This is a genomic window from Pseudomonas sp. IT-196MI5 (assembly GCF_949767415.1).
Taxonomy (GTDB): domain Bacteria; phylum Pseudomonadota; class Gammaproteobacteria; order Pseudomonadales; family Pseudomonadaceae; genus Aquipseudomonas.
Map to the genome: position 1 here is coordinate 71,723 of NZ_CATKPZ010000001.1, position 16,403 is coordinate 88,125.

A 16,403-nucleotide genomic window follows, 5' to 3' on the forward strand; every position below is an offset into this window, starting at 1 on the left:
CGATGAAAGCCAGCCTGCCGCCCGAGCCGGGCATCCGTGTCAGCCTCGCCGACCTGATCGAGATGCGCCATCGCGTGCGCGAAGTGCAGCTGTTTTCCACGCCGAGCCAACGCAGCCCGCTGATCGGCCTGCACCATTCCAAATTGCGCGGGCGTGGCGTCGACTTCGATCAGGTGCGGGTCTATCAGGCCGGCGACGATGTGCGCACCATTGACTGGCGCGTGACCGCACGCACCCAGGAGCCTCACACCAAGCTGTTCCACGAAGAACGTGAGCGGCCGATTTTCATCATGGTCGAGCAAAGCCGCCGGCTGTTTTTTGGCTCGGGCCTGATGTTCAAGTCAGTGCTCGCCGCACAGGCCGCGAGCCTGATCGGTTGGGCAGCCCTGGGGCATAACGACCGGGTCGGCGGGCTGGTGTATGGCGACAATCAGCACTACGAAATCAAGCCTCGGCGCAGCAAGCAAAGCCTGCTGCAGCTGCTCAACCGGCTGGTGCGGGTCAATCAGTCGCTGAACAGCGAAAGCGAGCCGGACCGTGATGCCTTTGGTATCGCCCTGCGCCGCGCCCGGGAAGTGTCCCGCCCGGGCAGCCTGGTGATTGTGATTTGCGATGAACGCGCGCTATCGGACAGCGCCGAGCAACAGCTGAGCCTGTTGTCGCGTCATTGCGACCTGTTGCTGCTGCCGGTGTCCGACCCGCTGGATCATGCCCTGCCCGCCGCGGGACTTTTACGTTTCGCCGAGCGTGGAGCGCAACTGGAACTCGATACGCTGAATTTCGACCTGCGCCAGACTTACCGGGCCCAGGCCGAAGCACGCATCGCTCGCTGGGAGCTGCTCGCGCAGAAACTTCGGGTACTGATGATGCCTTTGAGCACTCAGAGCGAGATGGTCGAACAACTGCGCGAATACCTGAACCCACAGAAACCGGGGAAAGGTCGATGAGCAGCCTTGATCAACTGCAACCCCTGATATCCCCGCCACCGGTGGAATTCTGGCCTCCGGCACCGGGTTGGTGGGTGCTGCTTTTATTGGTGCCACTGATCGGTTTGGCCCTGTGGAAGCTGCGTCGCTTTATTCTGGACAAGCGCCCAGTGGTACGTGCTGAACAGCCGCTTGACCCGGTGCGCGTTGCCGCCCTGGCGGAGCTGGCCTTGATGCCCAAACCCTACGACGGTGCGCCAGCCGGTGCCTGGCTGCAGCAACTCAACGGCTTGCTCAAACGCCTGTGCCGCAACCATTACCCCTACAGCCAGAGCCATACCCTCAACGGCCGCAAATGGCTGGCGTTCCTCGACAACCGCTGCCCGGCGGCCGGGCTGACTCGCTGGATGGTGCTTGTGGAAGGCGCCTACAAACCCGAATGCAAGCTCGACGACAAGGCAATCGCCGGCCTGACCCAGGCCGTCGACACATGGATTCGCAAACATGTTTGAATTTGCCTGGCCGTGGATTTTTGCCCTGCTGCCGCTGCCCTGGCTGATGCGCATCGTATTGCCGGTGGCCGACAGTGGCGAACCGGCACTCAAGGTCAGCTTCCTGAGCGATCTCGAAGGCCTCGCCGGGCGTCGCGCCCGGGCCAACCTGCCGGCATGGCGCCAACAGGCGCCGTTCATTTTGCTGTGGATGTTACTGCTGGTCGCGGCGGCGCGCCCGCAGTGGCTCGGCGAACCCTTGCCGATCGCCGCCAGCGGCCGCGATCTGCTGGTGGCGGTGGACGTTTCCGGCTCCATGGATTTCCCTGACATGCAGTGGCAGGACGAAGATATGAGTCGACTGTCGTTGGTCCAGCACCTGCTCGGCGACTTCCTCGAAAGTCGCGAAGGTGACCGCATCGGCCTGATCCTGTTTGGCAGCCGGGCCTACCTGCAGGCACCGCTGACCTTCGACCGCCACACCGTACGCGTCTGGCTCGACGAAGCGCGCATCGGCATTGCCGGCAAAAACACCGCCATCGGCGATGCTATCGGCCTGGCCCTCAAACGCCTGCGTTTGCGTCCGGCAACAAGCCGCGTGCTGATACTGGTCACCGACGGCGCCAACAATGGCGGTGAAATCGATCCGCTCACCGCCGCCCGACTGGCGGCCCAGGAAGGTGTGAAAATCTACCCGATCGGCATCGGTGCCGATCCGGAACAAAGTGGCTCCGTGGGGTTTCTCGGTGTCAATCCGAGCCTGGACCTCGACGAGCCTTCCCTGAAAGCCATCGCCGAAGCCACCGGCGGCCGGTATTTCCGCGCCCACGATGGCAAGGAACTGCAGTCGATCAAGGACACCCTTGACCAACTGGAGCCCGTGGCCCAACAACCCACCCAGGCCCGCCCGACTCAAGCGTTGTATCACTGGCCGCTCGCCTTGGCGCTGTGCTTGAGCATACTGCTGGTGGTTCCCGTACTCTGGCCGGACAACCCGTTGCAACGCCTGTTTACCAAGGATCTGTATTTGCAAACGCAATTGCTGCCCGACTGGCGCCAGCGTCTTAAACGCCTGCGTCTGCGGAGGCGCCGATGAGTGCGCTGTGGCCCTACTGGTTCCGGCCCTGGTGGCTACTGTTGCTGCCAGTGCTTGGCTGGTTGCTCTGGCAACTCTGGCACCGCAAGAAGCGCGCCGGGCGCTGGCAGATGATCCTGCCGCCGGCCTTTCACTCGGCACTGCTCAGCGGCGGCAGTGGTCGCGACAGTAAACTGCCCTGGGTCGCGCTCGGCGTAGCGTGGCTGTTGACCGTGCTCGCGCTGTTGGGCCCGGGCTGGGAACGCGTCGAGCAAACCAGCCAGAAACCCGCGGATCCGTTGGTGGTGGTTCTTGAACTGACCCCGGAAATGCTCGCCACCGACGTCATGCCCAATCGGCTGGAACAGGCCCGGCGCAAGCTGTTCGACCTGCTGCAGGTCCGCAGCGACGCGCAAACCGCCATTGTCGTCTACGCCGGCAGTGCCCACACGCTGGTGCCGCTGTCAGATGATCTTTCCACCAGCCGCAACCTGTTGGATGCGCTGAAACCGTCGTTGATGCCAGAGCCCGGTCATCGCGCCGATCTGGCGGTGCTCAAGGCCCTGGCGCTGCTCGAACAAGCTGCTTTGGGCGACGGACGGATCCTGCTGGTGGGTTCGTCCCTGACCGAACCAGAGCGGCTGGGCATCCGTCGCGCGCTGAACGGCAAATCGACTCAATTTCTGATGCTCGGCATCGGCACCGCCGAAGGCTCGCCGATCACTCAGGAAGACGGCAGCTTCCTCAAGGATGAACAAGGCGCCATTCTCGTGCCGCGCCTCGACGAGCCCGGCCTGAAAGGTTTTGTCAACGACCTGGATGGACGCTTTCGTCAGGCGCGCCTGGACGATAGCGACCTGCACGCCCTTGGCCTGCTCGACGGTCCGCGCAATTTGCGCAACGACGGTCAGACCTTGCGCCTCGATACCTGGGCTGACCAGGGTTACTGGCTGCTGCTGCCACTGTTGCTGCTCGCGGCCTGCGCAGGACGTCGTGGCTGGTTGCTGTGCCTGCCGCTGCTATTGGCGCTACCGCAACCCAGCTATGCCTTCGACCTCGCAGACCTGTGGCTGCGTCCTGATCAACAAGGCGTGCAATTACTCAAGCACAAGCGTCCGGCCGAGGCCGCCCGGCGCTTCGAGGACCATCAGTGGCAAGGCGTGGCGCTCTATGAAGCCGGAGACTACGTGGGCGCCGCCGAGCGGTTTGCCGAGGGCAACGATGCCCATGCCCACTACAATCGGGGCAACGCCCTGGCCAAGAGTGGTGAACTGGAGGCCGCCCTGGACGCTTACGAACAGGCACTGGAACGTCAACCTGATTTGCGTCCGGCACTGACCAACAAGGCGCTGGTGGAGCGTCTGCTCAAGGAGAAAAACACGCCACCCCCTCCTGAACCAGACGCCGCCAGCAACGCCCGGCCCGAAGCCGAATCGCAGGAACCACCGCCCGGTGCTGCTGCCCAACCCTCGAGCAGCGACGATGGGCAACCGCCCGGCCCGGGTGAACAACAACCGCCCACCACACCGCCGAAACCGGGGACCAACGAAGTACCAGGCAGCGAACTGGGTGACGAACAACACACTACACCACCCTTGCGCCCGGCCACCGACGGCATCGAAGGTGAACAGCGCCAGGCACTGGAGCAATGGCTGCGGCAGATTCCGGATGACCCGGGTGAACTGCTCAGGCGCAAATTCTGGTACGAACAGCAACAACATCAGGATCAGGAAGAAACTCGATGACCCGCTTCACCGTTTTATTGCTCGCGCTGTTGCATGGCCTGTTGTTCTGCACCGCCCAGGCGCAGGCAGGAGAACTGGTCGCCAGTGTGGACCGCAGTCGCCTCAGCTCAGGCGAGACGGTCGAGCTGACCCTGGAATCCACCGATGTCACTCAGTTCGGCAAACCCGACCTGGCACCGCTGGAGCCGTTGTTCGAAGTGCGCGGCACACGCCAGGTCAACCAGTTGAACACCCTCAGCGGCGAAAACCAGGCCGCCACGCGGTGGATCGTCACCCTCCTGCCCCGGCAAAACGGCAGCGTGGTGATTCCGGCACTGCAACTGGGCGAACTGCAGAGCCAGCCGATCACCCTGCAAGTGGTCGAGAGCGAAACACCGGACAACCCGAATAACCGGGCCCCGGTGTTCATCGATGCCAGCCTCGATCAAACCAGCGTGTACGTACAGGCCCAGGCAGTCCTGACCCTGCGTATCTACCATTCGGTGTCGCTGTACGACGACAGCAGCCTGCCGCCCTTGCAGATACCTGATGCGCGCATCGAGCAATTGGGCGACTCACGCACCTATGAAAAAGACATCGATGGCCAGCGCCACGGCGTGATCGAAATGCGCTATGCGATCTACCCGCAACACAGCGGCGAACTGATCATTCCGGCACAGGTCTTCAACGCCGCGCTGGTCGATGCGCAACCGGCACAGGACGCCACCCAAGGGGCGAAATCCGGCAAGCTGATGCCCGTTACCTCGACCGAACTGCAGTTGACGGTCAAGGCCAAACCCATCACTTATCCGGCCGATGCGCCCTGGCTGCCTGCGCGCAGCCTGACCCTGAGCGAAAGCTGGAACCCGGAGCCGGATCACGCCCAGGTCGGCGATTCACTGACCCGCAGTCTGACAGTGACGGCCGAAGGCTTGTCCAGCACCCAACTGCCACCACTGCCCGGCACCGATGCCGGCGGCCTGCGCCGCTACCCGGATCAACCGGTGCTCGGCAACCAGAACAGCGAACGCGGACTGGTCGGCAGTCGTGAAGACCGAGAAGCCCTGGTGCCGACACGGACCGGCGCCATCGAGCTGCCCACCGTCGACCTGGTCTGGTGGAACACCTTCGAAGACCATCTGGAACGCAGCAGCCTGCCCGCTCGCACGCTGCACGTGGCGGCCAATCCGAGCCTGGCGGTCGACACGCCTGCCGGCGCCTCACCGATCGATGCCAGCGCCGACAGCGAAGCACTCTGGCGCTGGAAGCTCAGCACCTTGATCCTGGCCTGCACCACCCTGCTCGGCTTCGGCCTCTGGTGGCGTGGCCGCTGGCAACCGGCGGTGGCGCGTGTCGCGCAAACCGGCCCGAGCCCGCGCACCGTACTCGACGACCTCAAGCGCGCCTGCCAGGCCAACGACTCCCACGCCACCCGCCAGGCCCTCGACGCCTGGGCCCGCCAACAGCCGGAAACCCTGGCCGACATGGCCGCCCGCTTCGTGCCCCTGTCCAACGCCCTCGACGGCCTGAACGGCGCGCTGTACAGCGAAACCGGCCAGTACTGGCAAGGTGACGAGTTGTGGCGGGTGATCAAGGCGATCCCGATTGCCGAACGGGTGCAGGATCCGGTCGGTGACAGTGGGTTGCCGCCGCTGTATCCGAAGTAAACACCGATCCTTGTGGCGAGGGGGCTTGTCGGAACGCCGCATCGCCCCGTTGGGGCGCGAAGCGCTCCTCTACTATTTTTCAGGCACATCGAGTTGCCTGGTGCTACTAATCGCCGGCGATATCATTGACACGGTCAACCCTGGCTTTTGAGATGCAACTCGGCGTCCAGATGAATGGCCTGTAAAAAAGCGCAATCATGAGAAACCACGATCAATGCCCCTTGGTATTGATTAAGCATGTGCTCCAGCGCGATTCTACTGGGCAGATCCAAATGGTTATCCGGTTCGTCCAGCAACAGCAATTGCGGTGGCCGCCGTGCATACAACTGCGCAGCGAGCGCTATTTTCAGGCGTTCGCCGCCACTCAACTGGCAGGTCTTGAGCATCGCACGGTCAGCATCAATCCCCATCTGCGCCAAGCGGGTTCGTGCCTCGGCTTCGGGCAATTCAGGATTGCTTTCGTAGAGCCATTGCACCGCCGTGCGTTCGGGGTACTGCAATCCAGCGTGTTGATCCAGCCAGCCGACATGGCAACTGCGGATGAGTTCGCCTTGGCGCACCGGCAGTTGGCCGGCGATCACTCGCAACAGGGTCGACTTGCCGCTGCCATTAGCGCCCAGGAGTGCCATGCGCATAGGCCCCGTCAGCGTCAAATTGATCGGCGCCGCGTAACCGAACGGGAGAATGACGTCGTTGAGCTGCACAATCAGCTTGCCATTGGGCACTACGCTTTCCGGAGACAACATCATGCGTTGAATGTCCGGCGCGCACCGCGCACGGGCCTCGGCGATCCGTTGTTGCTGCTGTTCCCGGGCAACCTGTTGATTGAGGCGCAATCTTCCCTGACTGTTTTCGCTGCGCTCTTTCTGGGCGTTGGTGATCAGCTTGGTCTGATTGCCGTCACGGGCCTGGCGGTCGCCGCGCGCATTACGCCGGTGCTGACGCTCCATTTGTACGATCATCTCGCGTTGCTCACGTTTGGCCTGCGACCGCTCACCTTGTAATGCCGACTGGAACGCCTGCTGCTCCTGCTCGCGTGCCGCCGCATACTGACTGTAGTTGCCGCCATAAACCGCCAGCCCCTGGGGTGAAAGCTCGACAATTTCGTTGACGTGTTCCAGAAGGCTGCGGTCGTGGCTGATCAACACCAGGCCGTTGGGCCAGCGCTCGATCTGCTGCGCAAGTTTGTGTTGCTGATCAATATCCAAGTGGTTGCTGGGCTCATCGAGAACGAGCCAGTCGGCCCTCGATAGCCACGCGCCCAGTAACGCCACCCGTTGCCGTTCGCCACCACTGAGTGCGTCGGTGCGCGCGTCGGCTTCCAAGTGACCGAGGCCGATCTGCTGAAGTTCCGCCTCAAGGCGTGTGGCGCAATCCCATTGGTCGACCGCCAGCGCATGGTCGTCATCGTCGACGCTACCTTGGGCAATACGCTCCAGCGCCGCCAGAATATGGTCGACACCGGCCAGTGCGGCGACGCTGGGATAGCGCTCGGGCTCCAGTAATTGCGCGACGGCGTAAACCCGCCCTTCGCGCCGGACGATGCCGCTAGTGGGCAGTTGTTCTCCTGTCAGGAGCCGGCCAAGCAAAGACTTGCCACAGCCATTGGCACCCACGATGCCAGTGGCCCTGGTACTGAAGGTGTGGTTCAAGTGATCGAACAGAACGCGCCCGTCGGGCAGGTTGAACGACACATGATCAAGTTGCAGTAACCGTTGAGTCATGACACTTCCTTTTCATTCGGCCGGTTAGGCACTGAACCACTCCCTGATGGTGCGCAACAGCAGACGTCCCGAGGCCCAATGTACCTTGACCAAGCAAGCCCCTCTACCAACAACAAGTTCGAAAGATCGCAGCCTGCGGCAGTTCCTACATTGGATATGCGCATATCCTGTAGGAGATGTCGCAGGCTGTTCTTTTTGCCTTCTGCATTCCCGACCTTTTGCCAGTAAACTCCCTCCCCTTTCGCCGCCTTCATTTTTCCCGCGGCCATTACCTATTTTGTAGCGGAGTCCGCCTTGCGCTTGTTTCACACCTCCGACTGGCACCTCGGGCAGAACCTGCACGGCCAGGATCGCGATTTCGAACATGGCTGTTTTCTCGACTGGCTGCTGCGTCAATTGAAGCTCGATCAGCCGGATGTGCTGTTGATCGCCGGTGATATCTTCGACACGGTCAATCCGCCGGTCAAAGCCCAGGAACGCCTCTACGACTTCATCGTCAGCGCCCACGAGCAACAGCCGTCGCTGACCATCGTGATGATCGCCGGCAACCACGACTCCGGTTCGCGGATCGAACTGCCGGCGCCGTTGATGCGCCGCCTGCGTACTCATGCACTCGGTCGTGTGTTGTGGCTCGACGACGGTCAACTGGACGCCGAGCGCCTGCTGCTACCCTTGCCGGATGCCCGTGGTGAAATCGCCGGCTGGTGTCTGGCGCTGCCGTTTTTGCGTCCGGCGGAAGTCACCGGCGCGCATTTGGGTGACAACTATTTGCGCGGGATCGGCCAGGTGCACGAGTGGCTGATCGAAGCGGCCAATGCCAAGCGCCAGCCGGGTCAGGCACTGATCGCCATCAGCCACGCGCACATGGCCGGCGGCTCGGTGTCGGAAGACTCCGAGCGCAGCCTGATCATCGGCAATGCCGAGGCCCTGCCCGCCAGCCTGTTCGGGCCGAGCATCAGCTATGTCGCTCTCGGCCACTTGCACAAGCCGCAGAAGGTCAATGGCGAGGAGCGCATCCGCTACAGCGGCTCGCCGATCCCCCTGTCGTTCTCCGAGATCAGCTATCAGCACCAGATTCTCGACATCAAGCTCGACGGCGAAACCCTGCTCAGCGTCGAGCCGAAGCTGATCCCCCGCGCGGTCAACCTGCAACGCATCGGCCCGGCGCCATTGAGCGAGATCCTGCTGCAACTGGCGGACCTGCCGAACATCGACCTGTTGGCCGAGATCCAGCGCCAGCCATGGCTGGAGGTGCGGGTGCGCCTCGACGAACCGCAGCCCGACCTGCGCAATCAAGTGGAAACCGCCCTGCAAGGCAAGGCCGTGCGTCTGGTGCGCATCGCCGCCGAGTACGCCGGCAATGGCAGCCATGACGGTGCCGACGAAGGCAGCACGCTGATCGAACTGGACCAGCTCACGCCTCAGGAACTGTTCAGCCGCGCCTGGCAAGACAACTACGGCAGCGAGGTCGACGAGCAGACCCTCAAGGACTTTGCCGAGCTGTTGCAGGACGTGCAGATGGAGAGCGAACAGCCATGAAAATCCTCGCGATCCGCCTGAAAAACCTCGCCTCCCTGGCCGGGCCGTTTGAAATCGACTTCACCGCCGAACCCCTGGCCAGTGCCGGACTGTTCGCCATCACTGGCCCCACCGGTGCTGGCAAAAGCACCTTGCTCGATGCCTTGTGCCTGGCGCTGTTTGGCGCCGTACCGCGCCTGAACAATACCGGCCGCGACGCCAAGGTGCCGGACGCCGACGGCGAAATCGCTACCGGCGACCCGCGCACCCTGCTGCGTCGCGGCACGGGTGAAGGCTATGCGGAAGTGGATTTCGTCGGTGTCGACGGTCGCCGTTACCGCGCCCGCTGGGAAGCCAATCGCGCCCGGGACAAGGCCGCCGGCAAGCTGCAGGCCAGCCGCCAGAGCTTGCGTGACATCGATCAGGATCAATTGCTCGCCAGCCAGAAAGGCGAATACAAGACTCAGCTCGAAGCCGCGCTGGGGCTGAATTTCGAACAGTTCACCCGCGCGGTGATGTTGGCGCAAAGCGAGTTCAGCGCGTTCCTCAAGGCCGACGACAACGACCGCAGCGAATTGCTGGAAAAACTCACCGACACAGCGCTCTACACTCGCCTCGGTCGTCGGGCCTTCGACAAGACCAAGGAGGCTCGCGAGGCGCACAAGCTGCTGCAGGATCAGGCCAGCGGGGTGACGCCGCTGTCGCCGCAAGCCCGCGCGGAACTGGATGAGCGCTTCAACGAAGCGCAGCAACAACTCAAGGCCCGGCAGGCGCAGCTCAAACAACTTGAACTGCAGGACACCTGGCTCAAGGACCTGCGTCGCTTGCAGGACGAACATCTGGCTGCCAGCGAACAACTGCAATCGGCACAGACCCACTGGGAGGCCCTGGCCAGTGAGCGCTTGAGGCTCACCCGCCTCGAACAGCTGGCCCCGCAACGGCACCAGTTCGCCCGTAAAGCCGAGGTCGACGCGCTGCTCACACCCTTGGCGGCGCACATTGCCTTGCATGCGCAGCAGCATGGCGAACTCGGCGAGCGTCAGACGCAGCTCGAGCAACAGCTTAGCGCCGCCCGGATCGCGTTGAACGAAGCGCAACAACGGCAAACCGCCAGCGCGCCGTTACTGCGCCAGGCCTTCGAAGCGCAAAGCACCCTCGCCCGCCTCGCCAAGGACACCGCCCTCAGTGCCGAGGCAAAGCAAAATGCCGAGCAGGCCTGCAGCCTGGGCCAGAGCACGATTCAGACCTTGGTCAATCAGCAAACCCGTGGCGCCGGGGACTTGCAGCGCATTGCCACCGAGCTGGAACAAAGCACTCATCTGGCACCGTTGAGCGATGCCTGGAATGCCTACCGCGATCGCCTGCAACAGTTGATGCTGATCGGTAACCGGTTGAATCAGGGCCAGGCCGAACTGGCCAGCCTTGAGCAAAACGCCACGAGCACCGAACAAACGCTCAACGCACAGAAGCAGCAACTGGAGGTACTGTTCAAGGAGGCCGGTGCGGAGCCGGATGCCGTCGCCGAGCAGATCGGCATTCTCGGCAGCCTGTTGCAGGACAACCGCAAGCAACTGCGCGCCGTCGAAGACCTTGCACGCTTGTGGACCAGCCAGCAGGAACTGGACCAGCGCGGCGCCGAGCTGCAGCAACGCCAGCTCACCGCGCAGCAGGAACGTGAACGCCTGACCCAGGACGGGGTCAAGGCCAAGGCTGATCTGAGCGTTGCCGAACAGACCCTCAACGTCACGCGCGAACTGCTGGAGCGTCAGCGTCTGGCACGCAGTGCCAGTGTCGAGGAGCTGCGCGCGCAGTTGCAGGACGATCAGCCATGCCCGGTCTGCGGCAGCAACGAGCACCCCTATCATCAGCCCGAAGCCCTGCTGCAGAGCCTCGGTCGTTTTGATGAGAGCGAACAGGCCAACGCGCAAAAGGCCGTCGACCTGCTCAAGGAAAAACTCACCGACCTGCGTGCCGAAGTCGGCGGGTTGATCGCCCAGCAAAAGGAACTGCTGCAACAGCAGGAGCATCTGGCAACCCAACAGCAAGCCCTCGCCCCAAGTCTGGAAGCGCATCCGCTGGCTGCCCAACTGCTGAATCAGGATGCCGCCAAGCGCGATGCCTGGCTCACCCAGCAAAACAGCCAGCTCAACCAGAGCATCAGCCAGGACGAGCAACGGCAGAGCGCGCTGCTCACCCTGCAACAGGATGCCGCGCGCCTGACCCAGCAACTGCGCCATGCTGAAATCGCGCACCAGCACGCGGCCCAGCACCTGAGCAATCAACAGCGCGAGCTGGGTAACGACCGCCAGCGCCTGGACGAGGAACTCAGCGCATTCGCCAATCTGCTCCCGGCCGAAACCCTGCAAGCGCTACGCGTCGAGCCGGCCGCGACCTTCATGCAGCTCGACCGGCAGATCGCCGAGCGCCTGGCGCAAGTCGAGCAACAAAAGGAAGAACTGGCCGAGCAGCAACAGCGCCAGCAAAACCTGGAGAAGGAACAGGATCGCCAGCAAAGCCGCGTACAGCAATTGCAGGCCGCCGAACAGCAGTTCACCGGGCTGGCCGAGCAGCAACAGGCGAGCCAGCACACCCTCGGGCAATTACTCGGCGAACACAGCAGCGCCGAGCATTGGCAGCAGCAACTGGAACAGGCCGTGGAACAGGCGCGGAGCACCGAAACCAGTACCGCGCAGACGCTGCAAAGTGTCCTCACGCGGTCTGTGCAACTCGCCGCCGAGCTCAAGGCCCAGCAAGAACGCTTGCACGCACTGGAAGCTGAAGAACGTGAGCTCGCCGGCAAAATCGGCGACTGGCGTGCCCGCCATCCCGAGCTGGATGACGCTGGCCTCGAAGACCTTCTGCGGGTTGACGACACCCAGGTCAGCGAACTGCGCCAGCGCTTGCAGCACAGTGAAAAAGCCATCGAGCAAGCCCGCGTCCTGGTGCAGGAGCGCGACAAGCGCCTGCTCGATCATCAAGCGCAACACAACGGCAACCTCGATGCCGAGCAGTTGGCCACTGAATTGGTCGATCTGCACAACCTCGCCGCCACCAGCGAGCAACACTGCGCCGAACTGCGCGCCGAACAGGCCGAGGACCAGCGCCGACAGAACGCCAATCAGGCCCTGGCGCAGCAGATTGCCGATGCCTACAGCGAGTATCAACGCTGGGCGCGCCTGAATGCGTTGATCGGCTCCGCCACCGGCGACACCTTCCGCAAGATCGCCCAAGCCTACAACCTCGACCTGCTGGTGCATCACGCCAACGTGCAATTGCGCCAACTGGTGCGCCGCTATCGCCTCAAGCGCGGCGGCAGCATGCTCGGGTTGCTGGTGATGGACACCGAAATGGGCGACGAACTGCGTTCGGTGCATTCGCTGTCCGGTGGCGAGACATTCCTGGTATCGCTGGCGCTGGCCCTCGGCCTGGCGTCGATGGCGTCGAGCACGCTGAAAATCGAGTCGCTGTTCATCGACGAAGGCTTCGGCAGCCTCGATCCGGAATCCTTGCAACTGGCCATGGACGCCCTTGATGGCTTGCAGGCCCAGGGCCGCAAGGTCGCGGTGATTTCCCACGTACAGGAAATGCATGAACGGATTCCGGTGCAGATTCAGGTCCAGCGCCAGGGCAACGGCCTGAGCACCCTGGAGGTGAAATGAACACGTTGTATTCCTTCCGCCGCTGCCCGTACGCCATGCGCGCGCGCATGGCCCTGCGTTATGCGGGAGTGGCCGTGGATATCGTCGAAGTCAGCCTGAAGGCCAAGCCCGCCGAAATGCTCGCGCTGTCGGGCAAAGGCACGGTGCCGGTACTGAGCGCCGATGGCCGGGTGATCGACGAAAGCCTCGAGATCATGCGCTGGGCCCTGGCCCAGAACGATCCGCAGGACTGGTTGCTCAAGGCTGATCCTGGCGCAGCGGCGCAAATCATCCCGCTGATCGAGCAGAACGATCAGGTGTTCAAGGTGCACTTGAATCGCTACAAGTACGCCGAGCGTTATCCCGAACAGCCGATGGAGGTTTATCGCGCCGAGGGCGAGGTGTTTTTGCAAAGGCTGGAGGTATTGCTGGAAGGACGCGATTACTTGCTGGCTGATCATCCAAGCCTGGCCGATGTAGCGTTGATGCCCTTCGTGCGCCAGTTCGCCCATGTCGACCGCGATTGGTTCGCGCAGACGCCGTATCGACGGTTGCAGGACTGGTTGCAGCGGTTTCTGGAGTCGGATTTGTTTACCGGTGTGATGCGCAAGTAAGCCGCCGCACACTGTGGTGAGGGGGCTTGCCCTAATGCCGATCAGTTAACGCTTCGAACACCGCCCCCCCTGTGGGAGCGAGCTTGCTCGCGATGACGATCGCATAGTCAACACCTGCGTTGCCTGACAGTCCGCCATCGTCGGAACGCCGCCCGGAGCAAGCTCGCTCCCACAGGTTTTGCTCCTTAACTGACTGGCATTAGGACAAGCCCCCTCACCACAAAAGCCCTTTTTCCGCAGCAGACTTCAGGCCAACACCTCACACATCCCGATCGCCGAGCAATCCACCTGGAACGGCCCGAACACCACGCCTTCACTCCTGATCGGCGGATTGCCGGTCAACATGCCTTGGGCACTGGCGTTTTCGATGCTGCGGGCGATGTTGTGGTTGGCTTCGATGGCCCGTGCCACTGAGCCTGCCGAACCCTGGCCGATCCCCAGCAGGGAGGATCCGTTGGTCATGAACGCCAGGAAGGCGATGACCCAGAGTCTGTGCCCTTTCATGCGCCGACGACTCCCGCGAGTTCAGCCTGATGGACGCCCGCGTTTTGCGCTCGGTGTTCAAACTGGATGCCGGGATGAGCGACCTGGATCGGTGCTTCGAAGGTGGATTGCGACTGCGCCGAAAGGCTGACCAGCAGCACCAAGGCAAGGTAAAGACCGATTGCCACATAGGCGCCATATTTGGCAGAAGTGAGAATTGCGCTGGCCATGATGTTCCCCGCAGGCATGTTTCAATGCCCACAGAATCGATCAAAAAAGCCTGGGTAACCACTCAGGGTTATCCATAGTAACCATCAGCCTCGTTGATCATTAAGCCAGTCTATTTCAGTCTTCAATAAAACTTATCAAGCGCTCGCGCGCAGCCTCCGGCTCACCCGGAACAGGGTCGGCTGCCGACAGAATGGGGGTGGAATAGAGAAAAAGAACAACCAATGCCAGACGCGTCACCATGCTGCCGATCCTTGCCGTGAGGAGGAGTCAAAAAATCAGCGTCAATTTAAACGTATGGCTATGTGATATCAAGCGCGACATTGATGGCAAATTGATACTGTCGCAAATGCGTTATGCAGGAGCGACATCACTCTGATCGTTTTCAACACAAGTGCCTTCGATCATCAGTGACTTCGCTCCTGCATAAAGGCAGGGGTAAACGCTCAGGCCTGGGCTTTGTGATCCAGCGCGGCGTAGAAGTTGGCGCTCTGTTGCAGGTATTTTGGGGTGTAGCTCTGGGTGTGGGCTTTTTTGTCGCTGATTTCAACGCTGGCACTGGCTGGCAGCGCAACGGTGGCAGAAATGGCGGAAGCGGCGATGACAGAGAAAATGTTGAAGTTCATGGCGGTATTCCTCGGATTCAGTTGGCTTGCTTGCCCGGTGGGGCCGTGAAGCAAACTTAACCCTCGAGGGTTGGTGCCTTGAAATGCTTTGTAGCAGTACCAGATATCAGCGCCATTGATAAAAGCAGGCAGGCCCCATCAACCGGGGCCTGCGGCTTATTGACGCAGCAGAAACCTGAGGTCGCTCGGGGCGTCCATCGGTAGTTTTTGCACCGTCTTGCCCAATAGACCAGTCTTGGCATCGCGTTCGACGACGACAATCTGGTTGCTCTTCTGATTGGCGATCAACAGGAATTTGCCGCTCGGATCGAGGCTGAATTCCCGCGGGTGATCGCCGTCCACCGCCCGGCGTTGCAGCTCGTTGAGATGGCCGGTGGCCGGATCGATGGCAAATACCAGCAGTTGATTGGCCGTGCCACGGTTGCTGACGTAGAGGAACTTGCCGTCAGCCGAGGCATGCAACGCCGCTGCAGCCTTGTCTGAAACTGGCTGTCCGGCAGCCAGATCGACCATCTGCGTCTGCTTGAGTTGGCCGTCGTGGTAATCGAACACCGCCACCTGGGCGCTCATTTCCATGGTCAGCCAGGCGTGTTTGCCGTCAGCGCTGAACAGCAGATGGCGTGGTCCGCTACCGGGCGGCAGCTGTACGAATGCCGGGGTGGCCGGGGTCAATGGCAGTTCTGGGTTGGCCTTGGGGTCGAAGCGGTAGGCAAACACCTTGTCGGCACCCAGGTCGATTGCGAACACGTATCGGCCATCCGGTGACGGGATGGCCGAATGCACGTGGGCCGAGGCCTGACGCTCGGGGTTGACCCGACTCGCCGGGTGGCTGCTCATCTGCACCACCGGTTTGAGCGTGCCGTCGGCCGCCACCGGCATCACCGCGAGGGTGCCGCCCGGGTCATCGACCACCGAGTAATTGCTGACAAACAGATGGCCGCCATCGGCGCTGAGGCTGGAATGGGTCGGCTCGTTGCCCAGGCTTTGTACCTGGCTGATCAGGCTCAGCGCATGGCTCTTGGGATCGATCGCGTAACTGCTGACGCGCCCTACCGGATCGGTCTGGCCCGGACCGTTTTCGTTGACCACGAACAGGTGTCGCTGATCCTTCGACAGGGTCAGCCACGACGGGTTTTCGCTGTTGATCACTTGCAGGGGCCGGGCATCGATCTGCCCGGAGCTGCTGTCGAAAGCCAGGCGGTAGATGCCCTGGCTTTGACCGGCGGTGTAGGAGCCCACGAGCAGTTGATAGTCGTCGGCGGATGCGATCTGGACACCCATCGCACCGATGCTGCCGGCCATCAACAGTGGCCAGAGGTTACGCATCGTCTTGGTCGTCATCACCGTTGTCGCCACCAACGACATCGCCCACGCACACCAAACGGTGTTCACCCGACTCACCGGTGATCAACCAGCTTTGCAGCGAGGTATCGAAGGTTGCGGCCTGGACCTGCGCCGGGGTGAACTCCCAGTGTTTGGCCGCACGGCCATCCATGCATTCAATGTGCAGGTTATCGTCCTCGTCGAGGGCGAATTCGAAGGCATGCAGCCCGTCGATCTCGACCATTCCGCAGTGTTCGAGGGCATTGAGCAAGGTGTCGGTAGGGGAAGTCATGGCAGTCAATCTTTGAATGGGAAAGACGCAATGATAGCTCATGCACCACCTCCCCTGTAGGAGCTGGCTTGCCA

General features: G+C 62.1%; 15 protein-coding genes. 8 read left to right on the forward strand and 7 right to left on the reverse strand.

The annotated features are described in order from the left end of the window. The first annotated feature begins 2 nt into the window (after positions 1 to 2). From ACM6IK_RS00250 to ACM6IK_RS00270, 5 genes are read left to right on the forward strand one after another with little or no spacing between them, the layout of a single operon-like run. Complete coding sequence (locus ACM6IK_RS00250) at positions 3 to 947, forward strand: DUF58 domain-containing protein (RefSeq protein WP_414872641.1); 945 nt, start codon at positions 3 to 5, stop codon at positions 945 to 947. Beyond that, complete coding sequence (locus tag ACM6IK_RS00255) at positions 944 to 1,438, forward strand: DUF4381 domain-containing protein (protein WP_414872642.1); 495 nt, start codon at positions 944 to 946, stop codon at positions 1,436 to 1,438. The genes ACM6IK_RS00250 and ACM6IK_RS00255 overlap by 4 nt, the downstream gene beginning before the upstream one ends. Then, on the forward strand, positions 1,431 to 2,513 hold the full coding sequence (locus ACM6IK_RS00260; RefSeq protein ID WP_414872643.1) for a vWA domain-containing protein: 1,083 nt from the start codon (positions 1,431 to 1,433) through the stop codon (positions 2,511 to 2,513). Before ACM6IK_RS00255 ends, ACM6IK_RS00260 begins: the two co-directional genes overlap by 8 nt. Then, on the forward strand, positions 2,510 to 4,237 hold the full coding sequence (locus tag ACM6IK_RS00265) for a tetratricopeptide repeat protein (RefSeq protein WP_414872644.1): 1,728 nt from the start codon (positions 2,510 to 2,512) through the stop codon (positions 4,235 to 4,237). Before ACM6IK_RS00260 ends, ACM6IK_RS00265 begins: the two co-directional genes overlap by 4 nt. Then, positions 4,234 to 5,883: a BatD family protein gene (locus tag ACM6IK_RS00270; RefSeq protein ID WP_414872645.1), complete on the forward strand. Its 1,650-nt coding sequence runs from the start codon at positions 4,234 to 4,236 to the stop codon at positions 5,881 to 5,883. Before ACM6IK_RS00265 ends, ACM6IK_RS00270 begins: the two co-directional genes overlap by 4 nt. Before the next feature lie 134 nt (positions 5,884 to 6,017). On the opposite strand, the gene ACM6IK_RS00275 is transcribed toward ACM6IK_RS00270, so the two are convergent. Next, positions 6,018 to 7,607 (reverse strand): ABC-F family ATP-binding cassette domain-containing protein, encoded by a 1,590-nt coding sequence (locus ACM6IK_RS00275; RefSeq protein WP_414872646.1) that lies wholly within the window; start codon positions 7,605 to 7,607, stop codon positions 6,018 to 6,020. A gap of 294 nt (positions 7,608 to 7,901) precedes the next feature. On the opposite strand from ACM6IK_RS00275, the gene ACM6IK_RS00280 reads away from it, so the two are divergent. The 3 genes from ACM6IK_RS00280 to ACM6IK_RS00290 are packed head-to-tail and all read left to right on the forward strand — an operon-like array spanning position 7,902 to position 13,377. Beyond that, entirely contained in the window at positions 7,902 to 9,146 is a 1,245-nt protein-coding gene (locus ACM6IK_RS00280; protein ID WP_414872647.1) for an exonuclease SbcCD subunit D C-terminal domain-containing protein, read from the forward strand. Further along, on the forward strand, positions 9,143 to 12,784 hold the full coding sequence (locus ACM6IK_RS00285) for an AAA family ATPase (RefSeq protein ID WP_414872648.1): 3,642 nt from the start codon (positions 9,143 to 9,145) through the stop codon (positions 12,782 to 12,784). The genes ACM6IK_RS00280 and ACM6IK_RS00285 overlap by 4 nt, the downstream gene beginning before the upstream one ends. Then, entirely contained in the window at positions 12,781 to 13,377 is a 597-nt protein-coding gene (locus ACM6IK_RS00290) for a glutathione S-transferase (protein WP_414872649.1), read from the forward strand. The genes ACM6IK_RS00285 and ACM6IK_RS00290 overlap by 4 nt, the downstream gene beginning before the upstream one ends. A 246-nt stretch (positions 13,378 to 13,623) precedes the next feature. On the opposite strand, the gene ACM6IK_RS00295 is transcribed toward ACM6IK_RS00290, so the two are convergent. The 6 genes from ACM6IK_RS00295 to ACM6IK_RS00320 all read right to left on the reverse strand — a co-directional run bounded on the left by ACM6IK_RS00295 (position 13,624) and on the right by ACM6IK_RS00320 (position 16,371). After that, positions 13,624 to 13,881: a hypothetical protein gene (locus ACM6IK_RS00295; protein ID WP_414872650.1), complete on the reverse strand. Its 258-nt coding sequence runs from the start codon at positions 13,879 to 13,881 to the stop codon at positions 13,624 to 13,626. After that, the gene (locus ACM6IK_RS00300; protein WP_414872651.1) at positions 13,878 to 14,090 is read right to left on the reverse strand and encodes a hypothetical protein; all 213 of its coding nucleotides are present in this window, start codon (positions 14,088 to 14,090) and stop codon (positions 13,878 to 13,880) included. Before ACM6IK_RS00300 ends, ACM6IK_RS00295 begins: the two co-directional genes overlap by 4 nt. Before the next feature lie 115 nt (positions 14,091 to 14,205). After that, complete coding sequence (locus ACM6IK_RS00305; RefSeq protein WP_414872652.1) at positions 14,206 to 14,331, reverse strand: hypothetical protein; 126 nt, start codon at positions 14,329 to 14,331, stop codon at positions 14,206 to 14,208. Positions 14,332 to 14,534: 203 nt separating this feature from the next. Further along, positions 14,535 to 14,714 carry a hypothetical protein gene (locus ACM6IK_RS00310; RefSeq protein ID WP_414872653.1) on the reverse strand — a complete coding sequence of 60 codons (180 nt, stop codon included), beginning with the start codon at positions 14,712 to 14,714 and terminating at the stop codon, positions 14,535 to 14,537. 156 nt (positions 14,715 to 14,870) lie between these two features. Then, a complete protein-coding gene (locus ACM6IK_RS00315; RefSeq protein ID WP_414872722.1) occupies positions 14,871 to 16,040 on the reverse strand; it encodes a lactonase family protein in 1,170 nt (389 codons plus the stop codon). Beyond that, on the reverse strand, positions 16,033 to 16,371 hold the full coding sequence (locus tag ACM6IK_RS00320; protein WP_414872654.1) for a DUF5629 family protein: 339 nt from the start codon (positions 16,369 to 16,371) through the stop codon (positions 16,033 to 16,035). The genes ACM6IK_RS00315 and ACM6IK_RS00320 overlap by 8 nt, the downstream gene beginning before the upstream one ends. Positions 16,372 to 16,403: the final 32 nt, after the last annotated feature.